At 40.9% G+C, this 19,214-nt stretch carries 17 protein-coding genes and 1 rRNA gene; 8 read left to right on the top strand and 10 right to left on the bottom strand.

The annotated features are described in order from the left end of the window. Positions 1–5: 5 nt before the first annotated feature. From K1I44_RS11065 to rpmH, 10 genes are all read right to left on the bottom strand, one after another. Positions 6–869 (bottom strand): ParB/RepB/Spo0J family partition protein, encoded by an 864-nt coding sequence (locus K1I44_RS11065; protein WP_003397578.1) that lies wholly within the window; start codon positions 867–869, stop codon positions 6–8. After that, the gene (locus K1I44_RS11060; protein ID WP_003397580.1) at positions 862–1,623 is read right to left on the bottom strand and encodes a ParA family protein; all 762 of its coding nucleotides are present in this window, start codon (positions 1,621–1,623) and stop codon (positions 862–864) included. Before K1I44_RS11060 ends, K1I44_RS11065 begins: the two co-directional genes overlap by 8 nt. A gap of 101 nt (positions 1,624–1,724) precedes the next feature. Next, positions 1,725–2,570: a nucleoid occlusion protein gene (gene noc, locus K1I44_RS11055; protein ID WP_003397581.1), complete on the bottom strand. Its 846-nt coding sequence runs from the start codon at positions 2,568–2,570 to the stop codon at positions 1,725–1,727. 35 nt (positions 2,571–2,605) lie between these two features. Then, positions 2,606–3,319, bottom strand: a complete 714-nt coding sequence (gene rsmG, locus K1I44_RS11050) for a 16S rRNA (guanine(527)-N(7))-methyltransferase RsmG (RefSeq protein ID WP_003397583.1) — start codon at positions 3,317–3,319, stop codon at positions 2,606–2,608. A gap of 13 nt (positions 3,320–3,332) precedes the next feature. After that, entirely contained in the window at positions 3,333–5,222 is a 1,890-nt protein-coding gene (gene mnmG, locus K1I44_RS11045) for a tRNA uridine-5-carboxymethylaminomethyl(34) synthesis enzyme MnmG (RefSeq protein WP_003397584.1), read from the bottom strand. A 15-nt stretch (positions 5,223–5,237) separates the two neighbouring features. Then, positions 5,238–6,623 (bottom strand): tRNA uridine-5-carboxymethylaminomethyl(34) synthesis GTPase MnmE, encoded by a 1,386-nt coding sequence (mnmE, locus tag K1I44_RS11040; RefSeq protein ID WP_219986158.1) that lies wholly within the window; start codon positions 6,621–6,623, stop codon positions 5,238–5,240. Positions 6,624–6,792: 169 nt separating this feature from the next. Then, positions 6,793–7,410, bottom strand: a complete 618-nt coding sequence (jag, locus tag K1I44_RS11035; RefSeq protein WP_003397586.1) for an RNA-binding cell elongation regulator Jag/EloR — start codon at positions 7,408–7,410, stop codon at positions 6,793–6,795. Next, the gene (spoIIIJ, locus tag K1I44_RS11030) at positions 7,407–8,174 is read right to left on the bottom strand and encodes a YidC family membrane integrase SpoIIIJ (protein WP_003397587.1); all 768 of its coding nucleotides are present in this window, start codon (positions 8,172–8,174) and stop codon (positions 7,407–7,409) included. Before spoIIIJ ends, jag begins: the two co-directional genes overlap by 4 nt. Before the next feature lie 60 nt (positions 8,175–8,234). Further along, positions 8,235–8,573, bottom strand: a complete 339-nt coding sequence (gene rnpA, locus K1I44_RS11025) for a ribonuclease P protein component (RefSeq protein WP_003397588.1) — start codon at positions 8,571–8,573, stop codon at positions 8,235–8,237. Between the two features lie 63 nt (positions 8,574–8,636). After that, positions 8,637–8,771 (bottom strand): 50S ribosomal protein L34, encoded by a 135-nt coding sequence (rpmH, locus tag K1I44_RS11020; protein ID WP_003397591.1) that lies wholly within the window; start codon positions 8,769–8,771, stop codon positions 8,637–8,639. Between the two features lie 469 nt (positions 8,772–9,240). Between rpmH and dnaA the strand changes: the two genes are divergently transcribed. The 8 genes from dnaA to K1I44_RS10980 form a co-directional block, all read left to right on the top strand. Beyond that, positions 9,241–10,584 carry a chromosomal replication initiator protein DnaA gene (dnaA, locus tag K1I44_RS11015; RefSeq protein WP_003397593.1) on the top strand — a complete coding sequence of 448 codons (1,344 nt, stop codon included), beginning with the start codon at positions 9,241–9,243 and terminating at the stop codon, positions 10,582–10,584. A 157-nt stretch (positions 10,585–10,741) separates the two neighbouring features. After that, positions 10,742–11,878 carry a DNA polymerase III subunit beta gene (gene dnaN / locus K1I44_RS11010; protein WP_003397595.1) on the top strand — a complete coding sequence of 379 codons (1,137 nt, stop codon included), beginning with the start codon at positions 10,742–10,744 and terminating at the stop codon, positions 11,876–11,878. Positions 11,879–11,975: 97 nt separating this feature from the next. Beyond that, the gene (yaaA, locus tag K1I44_RS11005; RefSeq protein WP_003397596.1) at positions 11,976–12,188 is read left to right on the top strand and encodes a S4 domain-containing protein YaaA; all 213 of its coding nucleotides are present in this window, start codon (positions 11,976–11,978) and stop codon (positions 12,186–12,188) included. Between the two features lie 14 nt (positions 12,189–12,202). Then, positions 12,203–13,318 carry a DNA replication/repair protein RecF gene (gene recF / locus K1I44_RS11000; protein WP_003397597.1) on the top strand — a complete coding sequence of 372 codons (1,116 nt, stop codon included), beginning with the start codon at positions 12,203–12,205 and terminating at the stop codon, positions 13,316–13,318. 60 nt (positions 13,319–13,378) lie between these two features. Continuing rightward, positions 13,379–15,295: a DNA topoisomerase (ATP-hydrolyzing) subunit B gene (gene gyrB / locus K1I44_RS10995; protein ID WP_370627995.1), complete on the top strand. Its 1,917-nt coding sequence runs from the start codon at positions 13,379–13,381 to the stop codon at positions 15,293–15,295. Positions 15,296–15,367: 72 nt separating this feature from the next. Continuing rightward, entirely contained in the window at positions 15,368–17,821 is a 2,454-nt protein-coding gene (gene gyrA / locus K1I44_RS10990) for a DNA gyrase subunit A (RefSeq protein ID WP_003397599.1), read from the top strand. A gap of 42 nt (positions 17,822–17,863) precedes the next feature. Next, positions 17,864–18,949, top strand: a complete 1,086-nt coding sequence (locus K1I44_RS10985; RefSeq protein ID WP_219986157.1) for an HD-GYP domain-containing protein — start codon at positions 17,864–17,866, stop codon at positions 18,947–18,949. 150 nt (positions 18,950–19,099) lie between these two features. Continuing rightward, positions 19,100–19,214: ribosomal RNA gene (locus K1I44_RS10980) — 16S ribosomal RNA — on the top strand; the annotation flags it as partial.

Below are 19,214 nucleotides of genomic sequence, written 5' to 3'. Positions count from 1 at the left end.
CATCCTCATTCATCCATATATTCGTCATATGCGTTCAACAATTGTAAAATACGTGTTAAATCTTCCTCGGAGAAAAACTCAATTTCGATTTTCCCTCTTTTTCGATTTTTTTTGATGGATACAGCGGTGCCTAAACGTTCCCGTAATAACGCTTCACTTTGTGCCAAAAATACACTTTTCTCCTCTTTCTTCCCTAATGTTTCACGTGGAACATTTTCGTTCAGCTGTTGAATAAGCGCCTCAAGTTGCCGAACGTTAAGTGATTCACGAATCACACGTTGAATTACGGCTGAGAGCTTCTGTTTGTTTTTTAATGCCAATAATGCGCGACCATGTCCCATGGATAACGTGCCCTCTTCAATCATTTGCTGAACGTCACTTGGAAGCGATAGAAGGCGCAGATGATTCGCAATATGTGGTCGGCTCTTTCCTAAACGTTTGGCGAGCTCTTCTTGTGTTAATTTGCATCGTGTAATTAATAATTGGTATGCTGTCGCTTCTTCAATTGGATTTAAATCTTCACGTTGTAAGTTCTCAAGTAGCGCAATCTCCATCATTTGTTCATCCGAAAGCTCGCGCACAACTGCCGGAACAGTTTTCATCCCTGCCAATTGCGCCGCACGAAACCGCCGTTCACCTACAACAATCTCATATCCTTTAATCGTCTGGCGAACGATGAGAGGTTGAATAATTCCATGTTCCACAATGGACTGTTTTAGTTCTTCTAACGCCTGTTCGTTAAACGTTTTACGCGGCTGATATGGGTTAGGACGAAGCTGTTGAATGTCAATATCTTGCACCGTCTCCCCTTTCTCCGCTTCTAAGTTAGTAAAGAGAGCATGAATGCCTTTCCCGAGCCCTTTAGCCATTTGCGATCACCTCTTTCGCAAAGTCTGCATACACTTCTGCCCCTCGCGATTTTGCGTCGTACAAAATAATTGGCTTTCCATGGCTTGGTGCCTCACTTAGTCGAACGTTGCGCGGAATAATTGTTTCATATACTTTCTCACGAAAATACTTTTTCACTTCTTGAATGACTTGAATGCCTAGGTTTGTACGGGCGTCAAACATGGTAAGCAACACACCTTCGATGCGTAAATCCGAATTCAAATGTTTTTGCACAAGGCGAATCGTATTTAACAATTGACTAAGCCCTTCCAATGCGTAATATTCACATTGGACAGGAATTAATACCGTATCAGCTGAAGTTAAAGCATTGATCGTTAACAATCCTAGGGAAGGCGGGCAGTCGATAATAATAAAATCATATATATCCTTGACTGGACTTAATGCCTTTTGTAAACGAACTTCCCTTGAAACGATCGGGACGAGTTCAATCTCCGCACCGGCGAGTTGAATGGTAGCAGGGATAATATGCAGACGCTCGATATTTGTCGGACGAATCACTTGACGTACATCTACTTCCTCAACTAATAAGTCATATGCACATTGTTCAATTTCATGTTTTTCCACACCGATACCACTCGTCGCATTTCCTTGCGGATCAATGTCAACAAGCAACGTTTTCTTCCCCATATGAGCTAAACAAGCAGATAAGTTTACTGCTGTTGTCGTTTTGCCAACACCGCCTTTTTGATTGGCAATAGCGATAATTTTCCCCACAATGCTCCCCATCCTTTACCTATAATACCTTTATTGTATCACGAATTTTTCAATATTTTCATATACAAAAAGAAAACCTCATCGTCGTTTTTGATGAGGTGTTATTTTTGTTTTTTCGGGATGCGGATTGTAATTTGATAATAGTCTTCAAATTCCTCTTCTTCTGAATCGATGGCAACTCCACTATCAGCGACCATCGTTAACGACTGACGAATCGTATTGACAGCAATGCGCATATCTTTACTTAATGATTTTCGCTTTGGTTTCGGGCGTTTTTCATTTTCTTCTAGCATTTTAGCCACTCGATCTTCCGTTTGTTTGACGTTTAGTTGCTTTTGAATAATTTCTTCAAGCAACTTTAGCTGCTTATCGTAATCTTTTAACACAATTAACGCGCGAGCATGACGCTCTGTAATTTGACGTTGCAACAATGCATCTTGTACTTCTTGAGGTAGTTTTAATAGGCGAAGCTTGTTAGCAATGGTCGATTGTCCTTTTCCGAGCCTTTGGGCTAACGCCTCCTGTGTTAAATTATGCAATTCAAGCAAACGAGCATAAGCAATCGCTTCTTCAATCGGAGTCAACTCTTCCCGTTGCAAGTTTTCAATTAAGGCAACAGAAGCCGTTTCTGTATCATTTAAATTTTTAATAATGGCAGGTATGTCGGTCCAACCGAGCTTTTGCGCAGCTCGCCATCTCCGTTCGCCAGCAATAATTTCAAACTTTCCATCTTCACATTCCCGAACGACAATTGGTTGGATCATCCCGTGCGTTCGAATGGTTTGAGCAAGCTCGTCAATTTTATCTTCAACAAAAATAGTCCGCGGCTGAAACCGATTTGGAACAATTTGTGAAATAGCTATTCGCTTAATTTCTTCATTCGGTACGACGATCTCCTCTTGCTCTTTCTCACCAAAGCTAAAAAAGCGCGAAAAAGGATGCTTCATTTCCCCCTGACACCACCTTTGAGAACTCAACACATTCATTCAATTGGAAGTTTGTTCGGTACCCCTGGTTTACGTGGATATTTCTTCGGTGTTTTTCTTCTTTTTTCAATAAAAATGATTGCTCGTTCACTTTCCTCAATCGGTAATACAAATTGTTCCACTTTCGCCACTTCCCCACCAAGCACGCGAATCGCTGTATTTCCTTGTTCAAGCTCCTCTTTTGCTGATGCACCTTTCATCGCAATAAACACCCCACCTACTTTTGCAAGCGGCAAGCAAAGCTCGCTTAACACAGACAATCGCGCGACAGCACGAGCCATCACAACATCAAACGACTCGCGGACACTTTTTTGTCCAAACGTTTCAGCGCGGTCGTGGTAAAAAGCAACTCCCTCAAGTCCAAGTTGCCCTGCTAAATGATTAAGAAACGTGATTCGTTTTTGTAAAGAATCAACAATTGATACATGTAGGTGAGGAAAACAAATTTTTAACGGTATGCTCGGAAATCCTGCCCCCGCCCCGACATCGCAAATCGATAACGGCTGTGAAAAATCGTAATAAAAAGCAGGTGTAATCGAGTCAAAAAAATGCTTTAAGTATACGCCCTCTTTGTCTGTAATGGCCGTTAAGTTCATTTTCTCATTCCATTCAACAAGCAGTTCATAATATGTTTCGAATTGAGCGAGTTGTTGAGGAGAAAGCGAGATGCCTTTCTCCTCTAGCATTTGTTTAAATACATTTACATCCATTGTTCATCCCTCTTTATTCATTTGACACGCGTGCGATTTTTCCCTGCTCTAAATACACTAATAAAATTGAAATATCAGCTGGGTTGACCCCTGAAATTCGCGATGCTTGTGCAATAGAAAGCGGACGGACTTGTTTTAGCTTTTGTCGCGCCTCTGTCGCCAATCCTGTAATCGCATCGTAATCAATATCTTCTGGAATTTTTTTATTCTCCATTTTCTTCAACTTTTCCACTTGTTGTAGCGATTTTTCAATATATCCTTCGTACTTAATTTGGATTTCCACTTGTTCCGCCACTTCCGGATCAATCGGCTGCTCCGTTGGCACAAGCATTTGAATATGTTCATATGTCATTTCTGGACGCTTTAACAAGTCGGCAGCGCGAATGCCGTCTTTTAACTCGCTCCCCCCGACACGCCGAATCATTTCTTGCACTTGCGGCGTCGGTTTAATAATGTACGATTTTAACCGCTTCTTCTCCGCTTCGATCGCTTCTTTTTTCGCTAAAAACTTTTCATATCGCTCTTGTGAGATTAAACCGAGCTTATATCCAATTTCCGTTAAACGTAAATCAGCATTGTCATGTCTGAGTAAAAGACGATATTCAGCACGGGATGTTAACAAGCGGTACGGTTCATTCGTTCCTTTTGTGACAAGATCATCGATTAAAACACCAATATACGCTTCTGAACGACTTAAAATTAATTCCTCTTTGCCAAGCGCTTTACACGCAGCATTAATACCAGCAATTAATCCTTGGCCAGCCGCCTCTTCATATCCTGATGTTCCGTTAATTTGTCCCGCTGTGTATAGTCGCTGAACGACTTTTGTTTCTAACGTTGGCCATAATTGCGTTGGGACAATCGCATCATATTCGATCGCATAGCCAGCTCGCATCAGCTGTGCTTTCTCTAATCCCGGAATAGTCGCTAACATTTGACGTTGAATATGTTCCGGCAAACTTGTGGATAACCCTTGCACGTACACTTCTTGTGTGTGTCTTCCTTCAGGCTCAAGGAAAATTTGGTGACGCGGCTTATCATGAAAACGAACGATTTTATCTTCGATCGATGGACAATAGCGTGGACCTGTCCCTTTAATCATTCCTGAATACATCGGTGACAAGTGCAAATTTTCATCGATAATTCGGTGCGTTTCCTCAGTCGTGTAAGTGAGCCAACAAGGAAGCTGATCAGTAATGTATTGTTTCGTTTCATATGAAAACGCGCGCGGCACGTCGTCCCCTGGCTGAATTTCTGTTTTGCTATAGTCAATCGTATGGCTGTTGACTCGCGGCGGTGTCCCTGTTTTAAAACGAACGAGCTCAAAACCAAGCTCCTCTAGATGTTCTGAGAGCTTAATTGATGGTTGTTGATTGTTTGGACCGCTTGAATATTTAATATCTCCAATAATGATTTCACCGCGCAAAAATGTCCCTGTCGTAATAACAACAGCCTTTGCGTAATAGTGAGCACCTGTATGTGTTATTACTCCCTTACATACACCATTTTCGACGATTAATTTTTCTACCTTTCCTTGTAATAATGTTAAATTCTCTTGGTTTTCTAACGTTTTTTTCATTTCCTGTTGATATAAAAATTTATCTGCTTGTGCACGCAGCGCCCGCACCGCCGGTCCTTTTCCTGTGTTTAACATTCTCATTTGAATATGCGTTTTGTCGATATTTTTGCCCATTTCGCCGCCAAGCGCGTCGATTTCGCGTACGACAATCCCTTTTGCGGGACCGCCAATGGATGGATTACATGGCATAAAAGCGATCATATCAAGGTTAAGTGTAATGACTAAAGTGTTTGCCCCCATGCGCGCAGCAGCAAGCGCAGCCTCACACCCAGCATGACCAGCACCGACGACGATGACATCATAAGACCCTGCCTCGTAATGCATCATGAAGTTCCCTCCTTATTTTCCTAAACAAAATTGTGCAAACAACTGATCAATTAAGCTTTCGTGTACCGTATCGCCAACAATTTCTCCTAGTAACTCCCACGCTCTTGTTAAATCAATTTGTACGATGTCGATCGGCATGCCCGACTCGATGCCGTGAATCGCTTCTTCTATCGACTTTTTCGCTTGCGTCAGCAACGCAATATGGCGCGAATTTGATACATATGTTAAATCACGTGCTTCGACATCCCCACTGAAAAACAATGAGGCAATCGCCTCTTCAAGTTGATCGATTCCTCTTTCTTCTAGCAACGATGTCGTAATAATTGGTGCCCCTTGCGCCAATTGTTTTACCCGCTCCATATCTATTCGTTTAGGCAAGTCCGTCTTATTGACAATAACGATTACGTCCATCCCTTTTACTGCTTCAAAGAGCTGTTCATCTTCTAGCGTCAACGGTTCATTATAGTTGAGCACAAGTAAAATCAAATCGGCTTCTTTTAACACTTTCCGTGATCGCTCGACCCCAATGCGCTCAACGATGTCCTCTGTTTCGCGAATGCCTGCCGTATCTAACAAGCGGAGTGGTACACCCCGGACATTGACATACTCCTCGATCACATCACGCGTCGTGCCGGGAATATCGGTGACGATCGCTCGATTTTCGTGGGCCAAGCTGTTTAATAGCGATGATTTTCCGACATTTGGACGTCCGACAATGACGGTCGCTAATCCATCTCGTAACACTTTTCCTTGTTGTGCTGTTTGTAACAATCGTTCAATTTCATTTTTCACTTCTGTCGCTTTCTCAAGCAACAAACGATGCGTCATTTCTTCGACATCATCATATTCTGGATAGTCAATATTTACTTCGACGTGTGCCAACGTCTCTAAAATCGTTTGACGTAGACGACGAATAAGTTTTGATAACCTTCCTTCCATTTGGTTCAATGCAACGGCCATCGCACGATCCGTTTTAGCGCGGATTAAGTCCATCACCGCTTCCGCTTGCGATAAATCAATGCGTCCGTTTAAAAAAGCTCTCTTCGTAAATTCACCCGGTTCTGCTAAACGAGCGCCGTACTCTAACACGAGTTGAAGCACGCGGTTAACAGAAATGAGACCGCCATGGCAATTAATTTCAACGACATCCTCGCGTGTGAACGTTTTTGGCGCTCTCATAACAGTTACCATCACTTCTTCAACTGTTTCCTTCGTCTCCGGATGAACGATATGCCCATAATGAATTGTATGAGATGGGACGTCTTTAAGCCTCTTCCCGGCAATTCCGGCAAACAGTTGATCGACAATTTGTATCGCTTTATCCCCACTTAGGCGGACAATTGCAATTGCCCCTTCACCCATCGGGGTTGAGATTGCTGCAATTGTATCAAACTCCATGTTACTCACCTTCTTCCATGAAAAAAATCATCCACATCTATGTCACACATATGTTACTCACAATGTTAATCAAATAAATTTTAACTTATCCACATGTGAATAACAACATACACACCGTGTTTCAATTTACAAAAAAAATTCTCTAGGAACAACTTCCCCTAGAGAATGTTTATTGTTTTAATGAAATAACGACGTGGCGATGCGGCTCCGTTCCAGCCGAAAACGTTTGTACTTTTTCATCGTCGCTCAACGCCGCATGAATGACTTTTCGTTCCCATGCACTCATCGGCTCTAGCGACATATCTTTTCCAGTTTGTACTACTTTTTTCGCCATGCTTTTCGCTAAACGAACGAGCGTTTCTTCTCTCCGTTTTCGGTAACCTTCGGCATCAATGACAACATAAAGCGAACGATCGGCACAACGATTTAAAACGCCTTGCGCCAACAATTGCAATGCATTCAACGTCTGACCGTGCTTTCCGATGACTCGTGCAACATCTGGACCTGACAGCAAAACAACTAAGCGATCTTTTTCGCTATGGCACGACAGATGAACACGCACGTTCATCTGTTCGATCACTTGCTTTAAAAACGATTCAACACAATAAAATGGGTTGCTGATCGTCACTTCAACGATCGCCTCTTTCCCGCCGAATAAGCCAAGAAACGGCCTTTTTTCATGTTGCAAAACGACAATATCGACCGCTTCTTTCGGCACATGTAATTGCGCTAACGCTTTTTCCACTGCCTCTTCTACCGTTTGGCCACCCATCGTTATTCGTTTCACTTTCCTGTTCCCCCAGCTTGATTCGTTGCTTTTAATTCCGGTCCTTTAATAAAATACGTTTGTGCAATCATAAACAAGTTACCAACTACCCAATAAAGCGAAAGTGCTGCCGGGAAGTTAATTGCAAATACAACAACCATGATCGGCATTAACCAGAGCATCATGGCCATTTGTGGATTTTGTTGCTCGGTGCCAGCCATCATCATTTTTTGCTGAATAAACGTCGTTACTCCCGCGACAAGCGGTAAAATGAAAAATGGATCCTTTTCCCCTAAATCAAACCATAAAAAGTTATGGCGCGCGATTTCCTCTGTACGCATAATCGCGTGGTAAAAACCGATTAAAATTGGCATTTGAATGAGCAGCGGCAAACAACCTGCCAGCGGATTAACGCCATGTTTTTGGAAAAGCAACATCGTCTCTTGTTGCAATTTTTGCTGCGTTTGTGCATCTTTTGAGCTATATTTTTCACGGAGTTTTTGTAACTCTGGTTGCAGCGCCTGCATTGCTTTTGAATTTCTCGTCTGTTGGATCATGAGCGGCAAAATAGCTAAACGGATTAAAATTGTAACGACAATAATCCCTAATCCATAATTGGAACCAAACAACTCAGACGTATATGTAATTAACCAAGATAGCGGGTAAACGATATACTCGTTCCAAAACCCTTTGCTTTCTGCAGTAATTGGCTGATTAATTTCCGTACATCCTGCTAGCACAACAGCAAGAAGTAAAAACAGCCATGCGACTTGCCTTTTTTTCACTCACTTTTCCCCCTTACTTTATACGTTCCTTGAAATATTTTAACATATGGTCGATCAAATTTAACGAAAAACGTTCGCCCGTCTCAAAACGTGCAATAAGCTTTTTTTCACCTCTTCATATTCCATTGTAGCGACCGGCATTCGCGCAATGATCACATAATCTTTGCCAGCTTGAATTCGATCACGTTCTTCATGAAACACTTGACGAATATAGCGCTTCACCTGATTTCGAACGACCGCTTTCCCAATTTTCTTACTAACAGATAATCCGATGCGGAAATACGATTGTTCAGGCTTATCTAGAACGTATATGACAAACTGTCGGTTCGCTACCGATTTTCCTTTCTTAAACACTTCTTGAAACTCGTCATTTTTTTTTATGCGATATTTTTTTCTCATGTGCTCCGATAACACCTCGATCGTAACTCCCGTTAGAAAAAAGACCACTGATCGTTCAGTGGCCTATGCAGATAATACTTTTCTTCCTTTACGACGACGGCGAGCAAGAACTTTACGGCCGTTCTTTGTGCTCATACGCGCGCGGAAACCGTGTACTTTGCTACGTTTCCGTTTGTTTGGTTGATACGTTCTTTTCATATATGACACCTCCCTGAGGAATAACTGTTAAAAGACAGTCTTTCTAATTATAGTGAGAAATTAAGAGAAATGTCAACTACTCCGGGAGTATCTTTTTTTGACGATCCTGTGATTATTACTGTGGATAAAGTTTTTGTCGCTTTTTTTGTATCCACAACATTTATCGACAAGTTTTTCACATCTTATAACCTTGTGGATAAAATTTTTTCACATCTTTTTTGTTTTGTGGATAATATTTTAAAACCATTGCAACATAAGTATTTATCTGCTATTATATTGTTGTTTTTACTCTGGATAATTCCATATTTTTTTCTCATTATCCACAAAATGTGGATAATGTGTGGACAGTTTCGTCCACATTATGTGTAAATATTTGTCCACAATCGGTGAAAACTGTCGAAAAAAAATTTTTTTATAGGTAACGTTGTGCAAAAGTTATACACCCGCGCGGAGAAGGAGGGAGAGCGGCGTGGAAAACATTTCAGACTTATGGAATAAAGCGTTAGCAGAAATTGAGAAAAAAATTAGCAAGCCTAGCTTCGAAACATGGTTGAAATCAACAACGGCCCATTCGCTAAAAGGCGACATACTTATTATTACCGTTCCAAACGAATTTACGAAAGACTGGCTCGAGTCGCGTTACACCCGGCTTATCGAACAAACGCTTTATGATATTACCGGGGAAGAATTAAAAATCAAATGCACGATTCCTAACGATCAAACACCGGAAGAATTTGATGTAAAGCCAACAAGCAAACCGCGAAAACACGATGATGAACAAACAGAATTTCCACAAAGTATGCTCAATCCAAAATATACGTTCGACACATTTGTCATTGGATCCGGAAACCGCTTTGCCCATGCCGCATCTTTAGCGGTAGCAGAAGCACCGGCCAAAGCGTACAACCCCCTTTTCATTTATGGTGGTGTAGGCCTAGGCAAGACGCACCTCATGCATGCGATCGGTCATTACGTTCTTGAACATAATCCGTCAGCAAAAGTTGTATATTTATCTTCGGAAAAGTTTACAAATGAATTTATTAACGCCATTCGCGATAACCGCCCGGATGATTTTCGCAACAAATATCGCAACGTGGACGTGCTGTTAATAGATGATATTCAATTTCTAGCTGGAAAAGAACAAACGCAAGAAGAGTTTTTCCATACGTTTAATACACTACATGAAGAAAGTAAGCAAATTGTCATATCAAGCGACCGACCTCCAAAAGAAATTCCGACGTTAGAAGATCGCCTTCGCTCTCGTTTTGAATGGGGCTTGATTACAGATATCACTCCACCCGATTTAGAAACGAGGATTGCCATTTTACGCAAGAAAGCAAAAGCAGAAGGATTCGATATACCGAACGAAGTGATGTTGTATATTGCTAATCAAATTGATTCAAACATTCGTGAATTAGAAGGAGCGCTCATTCGCGTCGTTGCTTACTCTTCCTTAATCAACAAAGAAATTAACGCTGACCTAGCAGCCGAGGCGTTAAAAGACATTATTCCAAGTTCGAAGCCAAAAGTGATTACCATTCAAGACATTCAGCGTGTCGTTGGCGAACATTTTAACGTGAAACTTGAAGATTTTAAAGCGAAGAAGCGGACAAAATCTGTTGCTTTTCCGCGCCAAATTGCGATGTATCTTTCACGTGAGCTGACGGACTGTTCACTCCCGAAAATTGGTGAAGAATTTGGTGGACGTGATCATACAACTGTCATTCATGCACATGAAAAAATCTCAGCTCTCATTCAAACAGATGTTCAACTACAAAAACAGTTGAAAGAAATTATGGAGAAACTGAAATAATGTGAATAACTTTGTTTTATTTGTGCACAGACTGTCCACATGTGGATAGCCTGTGCTTCCTTTGTTTTATTCACTTATCCACATAATCACAGCGCCTAGTACTACGATTAATAGTTTTTTAAAAAAATAATAAATAAATTTTAGGGAGGTTTTCCTTGTGAAAGTTATTATCGATCGCGATCACTTAGTGAGAAGTGTACAAGATGTTATGAAAGCTGTATCATCCCGCACAACGATCCCTATTTTAACTGGAATTAAAATTGTCGCTTCCGAACATGGTGTCACAATGACAGGAAGTGATTCAGACATTTCTATTGAGTCATTTATCCCTGCAGAGGAAGAAGATCGAATGATTGTCGATGTCATTAAACAAGGAAGTGTCGTATTACAAGCCCGTTTTTTTAGCGAGATTGTTCGCAAATTACCAAAAGAAGCAGTAGAAATTGAAGTAAAAGATCAATTTGTTACAACAATTCGTTCAGGAAAAACAGAGTTTTATTTGAATGGGTTAGATCCAGAAGAATATCCACGCTTGCCGCAAATTCAAGAGGAAAACATGTTTAAAATACCAGCTGATTTGTTGAAACATGTCATTCGTCAAACGGTCTTTGCTGTGTCCACCTCAGAAACACGACCAATCTTAACAGGTGTAAATTGGCGGATCGAAAACAATGAGCTAACGTGTATTGCAACAGACAGTCACCGGCTAGCTATGCGAAAAGCGAAAGTGGAAACCGAGGCCGAGGCACATTACAACATCGTTATTCCTGGAAAAAGCTTGAATGAATTAAATAAAATTCTCGAGGAAACAAATGAACTTGTTCACATTGTTGTAACTGAAAATCAAGTATTATTCAAAACGAAACATTTACTATTTTTCTCACGGTTACTAGACGGAAACTATCCGGACACATCGCGGCTTATTCCTACAGACAGCCAAACGGATATGATTGTAAAAACAAAAGAGTTTTTGCAAGCGATCGACCGGGCGTCGCTACTAGCGCGTGAAGGAAGAAACAATGTCGTCCGTTTAACAACGTTACCTGGAAAAGTCGTTGAAATTTCTTCGAACTCACCGGAAATCGGAAAAGTGGTAGAGGAAGTGCAATGCGAACAACTAGAAGGTGAAGAGCTAAAAATCTCTTTCAGTGCTAAATATATGATGGACGCATTAAAAGCGTTAGAAGGAGCAGAGATTAAAATTAGTTTTACTGGTGCGATGCGACCATTTTTGATTCGCCCGCTCCATGATGATTCGATGCTTCAGTTAATTTTACCTGTGCGCACATACTAAAGCTGCTAGACAGACTAGCAGCTTTCCTTTTCTTAATCCCTATTTTTTAGTACAATGAAAGAATGGACACTTTTTATGGAAAGTGAGCGGATGATGGATGAAAGAAATAAAAATTGCAACAGAAACAATTACGCTTGGACAATTTTTGAAATTAGCGAACGTCATTTCAACAGGTGGCATGGCGAAATGGTTTTTACAAACAAACGATGTATTTGTTAACGGTGAACGGGAACAACGTCGCGGTCGCAAGTTGAAAGTCGGGGACGTTGTTGATATTGAAACAATCGGTACATTTACGATTCGTTCGTAAAGGTGGGGGCACCTTTGTTTTTAGAACAGTTAACTTTAAAAAATTACCGAAACTATGAGCAAGGTGATTGGCAATTTAAAAATAAAGTAAATGTCATTTTGGGGGAGAATGCCCAAGGAAAAACAAACGTTATGGAGTCTATTTATGTGTTGGCGATGGCGAAGTCGCATCGGACGACGAACGATAAAGATTTAATTCGTTGGGACGAAGATTATGCTAAAATAGAAGGTAGAGTAGGAAAGAAAAACGGTTCAACTTTTTTACAGTTGACGCTATCGAAAAAGGGAAAAAAGGCGAGACTAAATTACATTGAACAAGCAAAATTGAGTAGTTATGTTGGGCACATGAATGTTGTTATGTTTGCTCCAGAAGATTTAAACCTTGTAAAAGGGAGCCCGCAAATTCGAAGGCGCTTTATCGACATGGAAATTGGTCAAGTATCGCCTGTGTATATGCATGGGCTTGCACAATATCAAAAAGTGTTACAACAAAGAAATCAATATTTAAAACTACTTCAGTCAAAAAAGCAAACGGACGAAACATTCCTCGATGTGCTTACAGAACAGCTTGTGCAGCTCGCAGCTAAAATTACTCTGAAAAGATATGAATTTATCGAATTACTACAAACATGGGCAAAACCGATTCATGCCGAAATTAGTCGAGGGAACGAACAGTTAGCCATTCATTATCGTCCGTCCATTGATGTATTAGATAAACAACAATTGTCGAGAATAGTAGAAGCGTATAACGACAAATTCACAAAAATAAAAACAAAAGAAATAGAACGAGGCACAACACTCATCGGACCACATCGGGATGATTTATCGTTTACAATCAACGAAAAAGATGTGCAAACGTTTGGTTCACAAGGTCAACAACGAACGGCAGCTCTTTCATTAAAGTTAGCTGAAATTGATTTAATTTTTTCGGAGATCGGTGAGTATCCAATTCTTTTGCTCGATGATGTACTATCGGAGCTCGATGATTTCCGCCAAACGCATTTGCTAGATGCTATACAAGGCAAAGTTCAAACATTTGTCACAACAACGAGCATCGATGGAATTGAGCACCGCGTCATTCAAGATGCAGATGTGTATGAAGTCATATCAGGGCAAATGATAAAACGCTAGTCGTTCATAAAACTCGAACATATTGTTCGAAAAGGAAAGCGTAGGTGATCAATAATGACGATGGAACAAAGAGAGCAAACGGTTTATGATGAAAGTCAAATTCAAGTTCTCGAAGGATTGGAAGCGGTACGAAAGAGACCTGGAATGTATATCGGATCAACCGGGGCAAAAGGACTGCACCATCTTGTGTGGGAAATTGTTGATAACAGTATCGATGAAGCATTAGCTGGATTTTGTACAGAAATTAACGTCATTGTTGAAGAAGATAACAGCATTACAGTGATTGATAACGGGCGCGGGATTCCAGTTGGTATTCACGAAAAGATGGGAAGACCAGCTGTTGAAGTCATTATGACTGTGCTACATGCAGGTGGAAAGTTCGGCGGGGGCGGCTATAAAGTATCCGGTGGTTTGCACGGGGTCGGTGCATCTGTCGTCAACGCTTTGTCAGAAGAATTAGAAGTATACGTACATCGCGACGGGAAAATTCACTATCAAAAATATAAGCGGGGAGTGCCTTGTTCGGATTTGCAAGTGGTAGGCGAGACAGATCGAACAGGGACGACGATCCATTTTAAACCAGACCCAGAGATTTTTGAAGAAACAACTGAATATGATTATGATACGCTCGCACATCGATTGAGAGAGCTCGCCTTTTTAAACAAAGGTATTCGCATTACGCTCGAAGATCGTCGTGAAGAGAAGCGTGCTAATGAATATTACTACGAGGGTGGAATCTCCTCATATGTCAAGCATTTAAATCGAACAAAAGAGACGCTCCATGAGGAGCCGATTTACATTGAGGGCGAAAAAGACGGTATCCAAGTGGAAATCGCTTTACAATATAATGACGGATATACAAGTAATATTTACTCTTTTGCGAACAACATTCATACGCATGAAGGCGGTACGCATGAACTTGGTTTTAAGACCGCTTTAACGCGAATTATTAATGATTATGGTCGGAAAAATAATATGTTCAAAGAGCAAGATGCGAATTTGACGGGTGAAGATGTACGTGAAGGGCTTACTGCAATCATTTCAGTGAAACATCCGTCACCTCAGTTTGAAGGACAAACGAAGACGAAGCTTGGAAATAGCGATGCTCGTACAGCGACAGAGTCTATTTTTGCCGAACAATTCGAGAAGTTTTTGTTAGAAAACCCGTCTGTTGCAAAAAAAATCGTTGAAAAAGGAATTTTAGCTTCGCGCGCACGTCTAGCAGCTAAGCGCGCAAGAGAGCTAACGAGAAGAAAAAATGCTCTTGAAGTATCGAGTTTGCCTGGGAAATTAGCGGATTGTTCTTCAAAAGATCCATCAATATGCGAGTTGTATGTCGTTGAGGGAGATTCAGCGGGTGGTTCTGCTAAACAAGGACGTGATCGTCATTTTCAAGCGATTTTACCGCTACGAGGTAAAATTATTAACGTTGAAAAGTCGAGATTAGATAAAATTTTATCAAACAATGAAGTGCGTGCAATTATTACAGCTCTCGGTACGGGAATTGGGGAAGATTTTGATATTACAAAAGCACGTTACCATAAAATTATTATTATGACGGATGCGGATGTGGATGGTGCTCACATTCGAACATTGTTGCTCACATTTTTCTACCGCTATATGCGCGATGTAATCGAACAAGGTTACGTGTATATTGCTCAGCCACCGTTATATAAAATTCAACAAGGGAAAAGAATTGAGTATGCGTATAGCGATCGACAACTTGAAGAAATACTCGCCCGTTTGCCTGAGCAGCCAAAACCGATCATTCAACGTTACAAAGGTCTTGGTGAAATGAATCCAGAACAACTTTGGGAAACAACGATGAACCCTGAGACGCGAACATTGTTAAAAGTAAGTTTGCAAGATGCGATGGAAGCGGATGAGACGTTTGAAATCTTAATGGGAGATAAAGTTGAACCACGTAGACAGTTTATCGAGGAAAATGCAAAATACGTAAAAAATCTTGACATTTAAACATGTTGGAGAGTGTTTATTCACCCTCCCCCTGTTTTCTTTATTTGTTAAGTAAGGGAGGTTTGTTGCTATATGTCTGAACGGGTAAAAGAAATAAGCATTAGTCAAGAAATGCGTGCATCGTTTCTTGACTATGCTATGAGCGTCATCGTATCGCGTGCACTTCCAGATGTGCGTGATGGGCTCAAGCCGGTACATCGTCGCATTTTATATGCGATGCACGATTTAGGGATGACGGCGGACAAGCCTTATAAAAAGTCAGCACGCATTGTTGGTGAAGTTATCGGAAAGTATCATCCGCACGGTGATGCAGCAGTATACGATACGATGGTGCGGATGGCTCAAGATTTTAACTATCGATATATGCTTGTTGACGGCCATGGAAACTTCGGGTCGATCGATGGGGATGCCGCAGCGGCTATGCGTTATACAGAGGCGAGAATGTCGAAAATTTCGATGGAGCTGTTGCGTGATATTAACAAGGACACGATCGACTATCAAGATAACTACGACGGTTCAGAACGTGAACCAATCGTTTTGCCGGCTCGCTTTCCAAATTTACTCGTAAACGGGTCTTCGGGCATTGCAGTTGGAATGGCGACAAACATTCCACCTCACCAACTTGGGGAGGTTATTGACGCTTTATTAGAGCTTATGAAAGACCCGGACATGACTGTTGCCGAACTGATGGAGTATTTGCCGGGTCCAGATTTTCCGACAGGTGCTCAAATTATTGGAAGGAGCGGCATTCGGAAAGCGTATGAAACAGGTCGAGGTTCAATTACGTTACGTGCAAAAGCGGAGATTGAACAAAAAGAAAACGGAAAAGAAATGATTATTGTCCGTGAATTGCCTTATCAAGTAAATAAAGCTAAGTTGATTGAAAAAATTGCTGAGCTTGTACGCGAAAAGAAAATTGATGGCATTACAGATTTGCGTGATGAATCGGATCGAAGCGGCATGCGTATCGTCATTGAAGTGAGAAGAGATGTGAGCGCCCATGTCGTACTTAACAATTTATATAAACAAACCGCTTTACAAACGAGCTTTGGTATTAACATGCTTGCGCTTGTCGACGGGCAGCCGAAAGTATTGAATTTAAAGCAATGTTTACAACATTACTTAGATCATCAAAAAGTTGTCATTCGTCGTCGCACGCAGTTTGAATTAAACAAAGCAGAAGCTCGCGCGCACATTTTAGAAGGATTACGTATTGCCCTCGATCATTTAGATGAAGTGATTGAGCTTATTCGTCAATCTGCCACAGCGGACGTAGCAAAAGAAGGATTAATGACGAGGTTTCAGTTAAGCGAGAAGCAAGCGCAAGCTATTTTAGATATGCGCCTGCAACGTTTAACGGGATTAGAGCGTGAAAAAATTGAGCAAGAGTACGCTGAATTATTAGGACTTATCGCACGTTTAAAGGCTATTTTAGCTGATGAACAAAAAGTGTTACAAATTATTCGTGATGAGTTGCTTGAAATTAAAGAAAAGTTCAATGATCATCGTCGCACAGAAATTGTAAGCGGTAGTTTAGAAACGATTGATGATGAAGACTTAATTACTCGTGAAAATATTGTTGTTACGCTAACTCACCGGGGATATATTAAGAGACTCCCTGTCTCAACATATCGGAGCCAAAGACGAGGTGGGCGAGGTATTCAAGGAATGAATACGAACGAGGACGATTTCGTTGAACACCTAGTTATTACATCTACACATGATATCGTTTTATTTTTTACAAACAAAGGAAAAGTATATAAGGCAAAAGGATATGAAATCCCAGAATTTAGTCGTACAGCAAAAGGTCTTCCAATCGTTAACTTATTAAACATTGAAAAAGATGAAGTCATTAATACAGTTATTGCTATCGAACAATTTCATGAAGATGCGTTTTTATTTTTCACAACAAAGCAGGGTATTGCTAAACGATCACCGTTATCTTCATTTGCTAACATCCGGAACCACGGTTTAATTGCAATTCATTTGCATGAAGGTGATGAGTTAATATCCGTAAAACTTACAGACGGCCATAAACATATCATCGTCGGAACGAAAAATGGAATGTTGATCCGTTTTCCTGAAACAGATGTTCGCTCGATGGGACGAACAGCTGCAGGTGTGAAGGCGATTACGCTATGTCCGGGTGACGAAGTTGTTGGAATGGAAAGTTTAAACGGTAATGAGGAAATTTTAATTGTAACGAAAAAAGGATATGGAAAACGAACTCCAGCTTCCGAATATCGCATTCAAAGCCGGGGAGGAAAAGGAATAAAAACGTGCAATATTACTGAAAAGAATGGCGACGTCGTGGCCGTGAAAACAGTCACAGGCGAAGAAGATCTCATGTTAATGACTGCAAGTGGTGTAATGATTCGCATAGCAGTTGGAGATATTTCTGTTATGGGACGGAATACACAAGGTGTGAAACTTATTCGTCTAGATGAAGACAATGAGCAAGAGTACGTGGCAACAGTGGCCAAAGTGCCGAAAGAAGAAGAAAAAGAACTATTGCAAGAGGAGTAGAGGGGGTTCCCCCTCTACCGTTCTACAAAGGTGGGGGGAGATGTGTTGTTAGTAAAAACAGCCCAACTGCAAGAGGGATGCATCTTAGCGGAAGATGTCATTGGAAAGTCAAATCGTGTGATCGTTCCGAAAAATACGGTGTTGAACAAAAAAATGTTAACTGTATTACAAAAATTTCTTGTTACCCAAGTGCGTGTGCAATCCGTCCTTGTCGACGGGAGTACATTTCGTCCGAGTGAAATTATTCAAGAGGATGTACCAAAGCCAAAAGCAACAGGGAATAAAGACGTATTGACGCTATATTTGGAAGCTGTTCAGCAATACAAACAGATGTTTCAAAGTTGGCAGTCAGGATTGCCTATTGATATCGGAAAAGTCCGGAAAATGTTTATGCCTTTATTCGAAAAAGTACTAGAAGCGGAAAAAGAATTGCTCTTTCTTCACCATTACTGTACAAAGTCAGAATATTTATTTCATCATGCGGTAACGGTTGGCCTTCTTTCAGGTGTATTGGCTAAAAAGTTACAATATACAAAAGGTGACTATTGCCAAGTAGCCATCGCTGGTTTACTAAGCGATTGTGGCATGGCAAAGGTTGATCCGAAAATACTGACTAAAAGTACAGCCCTCACCCCGGCCGAATATAAAGATATGCGTCAACATACTGTTTATGGGTATAAAATGGTTCAAAAAGTTACAGCGCTACAAGAAGGGGTAAAGCTTGCAATTTTGCAACATCATGAGAGAAATGATGGAAGCGGGTATTTGCTTAATGTGAAAGAAGAGAAAATACACCCTTACAGTAAAATTGTTGCTGTTGCTGATGTATACCATGCGATGATTTCTGAACGTCCTTATCGTAACAAGCAATCTCTTTTTAAAGTGTTCGAACAAATTCATAAAGATTGTTTTGGGAAATTTGATCTTTCCGTTGTTCAAGCGCTAGCATCGCTTTTAATGACCCTTTCGATTGGATCAAAAGTGAAATTATCAAACGAGCAGGTCGGGGAAATTATCTTTTTCGAGCAAGATTCACCGTCTCATCCGATGATTAAAATAAGTGGGACAAATCAAATTGTTTCACTGAAAGAAGAAAAAGATGTATTTATCGAAGAAATTATAAAATGACAACGGTCATCACTGTTGTCATTTTATTTTTTTATAAAAAACATAAGAAAAAGTGTTGACAATAACAAAGGGCTCTTGTATGATATATCTTGTGCTTGATGTTCCTTGAAAACTGAACAAAACAGCAGCGTAAAAGCTAGAGATAAACTTTCTATGGAGAGTTTGATCCTGGCTCAGGACGAACGCTGGCGGCGTGCCTAATACATGCAAGTCGAGCGGACGATTCAAAAGCTTGCTTTTGAATCGTTAGCGGCGGACGGGTGAG

The organism is Anoxybacillus sp. ST4 (genome assembly GCF_019448545.1).
Taxonomy (GTDB): domain Bacteria; phylum Bacillota; class Bacilli; order Bacillales; family Anoxybacillaceae; genus Anoxybacillus; species Anoxybacillus pushchinoensis.
The sequence above is the reverse complement of the archived record's forward strand: the minus strand, read 5'-3'. Positions and strand labels throughout refer to the sequence as shown.

Coding starts and splice junctions, on each gene's coding strand:
- K1I44_RS11065 (WP_003397578.1), bottom strand. CDS start 869: ATGGCTAAAGGGCTCGGGAAAGGCATTCATGCTCTCTTTACTAACTTA.
- noc (WP_003397581.1), bottom strand. CDS start 2,570: ATGAAGCATCCTTTTTCGCGCTTTTTTAGCTTTGGTGAGAAAGAGCAA.
- rsmG (WP_003397583.1), bottom strand. CDS start 3,319: ATGGATGTAAATGTATTTAAACAAATGCTAGAGGAGAAAGGCATCTCG.
- mnmG (WP_003397584.1), bottom strand. CDS start 5,222: ATGCATTACGAGGCAGGGTCTTATGATGTCATCGTCGTCGGTGCTGGT.
- mnmE (WP_219986158.1), bottom strand. CDS start 6,623: ATGGAGTTTGATACAATTGCAGCAATCTCAACCCCGATGGGTGAAGGG.
- rnpA (WP_003397588.1), bottom strand. CDS start 8,573: ATGAGAAAAAAATATCGCATAAAAAAAAATGACGAGTTTCAAGAAGTG.
- rpmH (WP_003397591.1), bottom strand. CDS start 8,771: ATGAAAAGAACGTATCAACCAAACAAACGGAAACGTAGCAAAGTACAC.
- yaaA (WP_003397596.1), top strand. CDS start 11,976: ATGAAAGAAATAAAAATTGCAACAGAAACAATTACGCTTGGACAATTT.
- gyrB (WP_370627995.1), top strand. CDS start 13,379: ATGGAACAAAGAGAGCAAACGGTTTATGATGAAAGTCAAATTCAAGTT.
- gyrA (WP_003397599.1), top strand. CDS start 15,368: ATGTCTGAACGGGTAAAAGAAATAAGCATTAGTCAAGAAATGCGTGCA.